At 69.3% G+C, this 1,496-nt stretch carries 1 protein-coding gene; it reads left to right on the top strand.

The window, feature by feature from the left end; all coding sequences use genetic code 11:
- The first annotated feature begins 246 nt into the window (after positions 1 to 246).
- Complete coding sequence (locus ACFQV6_RS44170; RefSeq protein WP_378033726.1) at positions 247 to 1,473, top strand: IS110 family transposase; 1,227 nt, start codon at positions 247 to 249, stop codon at positions 1,471 to 1,473.
- Positions 1,474 to 1,496 lie beyond the last annotated feature (23 nt).

The raw sequence follows: 1,496 nt of genomic DNA, 5'->3' as shown, positions 1-1,496 counted from the left end.
CCTAATGGGAGCTACCGGGTCAGCCGCTGGCAGACTCGGTGCCTGGTAGCCGCGAGTGGGTGAGCACTCTCGCCGCCTGGACCGATACGAGTCCTAGCGTCAGAACGTGCCCCCGCTCGTGGTCGGGAGACGAACGGCTGATGGGGTGTCGTGCCCGCCGAAGCGTTGGCGTGAGCACTGGTCCATTAGGGCGCTGGAGTCTTCCGCGGGCTGCTGACATGGACCCGTGGCAGAGCGGAGACCGTAGTGCTGTTCGTCGGCGATGACTGGGCGGAAGACCATCACGACGTGGAGGTGCAGGACGAACACGGCCGGGCGATACGCGCGGCCCGGCTGCCCGAGGGCGTGGACGGGATGACCCGCTTCCACGAGCTCGTCGCCCGATTCCTGCCCGACGACGCGAAGCCTTCCGATGTGCTGGTCTGTATCGAGACCGACCGCGGGCCGTGGGTGAGGGCGCTGGTCGCGGCCGGCTACCAGGTTTACGGAGTGAACCCGAAACAGGCCGCTCGGCACCGCGAAGGCCTGTCACTGTCGGGCGCCAAGAGCGACAAGGCCGACGCGCACACCTTGGCCGACATGGTCCGGACCCGCCGCCACCAGCTGCGGCAGGTCGCCGCGGACTCCGACATCGCCGAGGCGGTCAAGGTCGTGGCCCGGGCACATCAAACCCTGATCTGGGAACGCACCCGCCACACCCTGCGGCTACGGGCAGCGCTACGCGACTACTTCCCCGCCGCCCTCGCCGCCTACCAGGTGTTAACGCTCACCGGCGCCGACACCCTCGAACTGCTGGCCAAGGCACCCACCCCGGCCGCGGCGGCGAAGCTGACCATCGGACAGATCAGCGCCGCGTTGAAGAAGGCCCGGCGTCACGACGTCGCGGCCAAGGCCGCCGCGATCCAGCAGGCCCTGCGCACCGAGCACCTGGGCCAGGCCGACGTCGTCGCCGGCGCCTACGCCGCCACCGTCCGCGCCACCGTCGCGATCCTGCAAACGTTGAACACCGAGATCCGCACCCTCGACAGGCAGGTCGAGGCCCATTTTGGCCAGCACCCGGACGCTGAGGTCTACCTCAGCCAGCCCGGCATCGGCGTGATCCTCGGCGCCCGGGTGCTCGCAGAGTTCGGCGACGCCCCGGGCCGCTACGCCGACGCCAAATCCCGCAAGAACTACGCCGGCACCGCCCCGATCACCCGCCAGTCCGGCAAGTCCAAGACCGTCCACGCCCGGTTCATCCACAACGACCGCCTCGTCGACGCCCTGCACATGCAAGCCGGCGTCGCGATCCTGCACGACCCCGGCGTCCGCGCCTACTACGACGAACTCCGCGGCCGCGAAGTCGGCCACAACGCCGCCCTGCGCCAGGTCGGCAACCGCCTCGTCGGCATCCTCCACGGCTGCCTCAAAACCACCAGCTCCTACAACGAAACGACCGCCTGGTCACACCGCACACAACCCGCCGCAGCTTGACATCCAAGAAGCTGGGGTGTCTG

This window comes from Actinoplanes sp. GCM10030250 (assembly GCF_042666575.1).
GTDB lineage: Bacteria > Actinomycetota > Actinomycetes > Mycobacteriales > Micromonosporaceae > Actinoplanes.
This window is presented reverse-complemented; position numbering and strand designations above follow the sequence as displayed.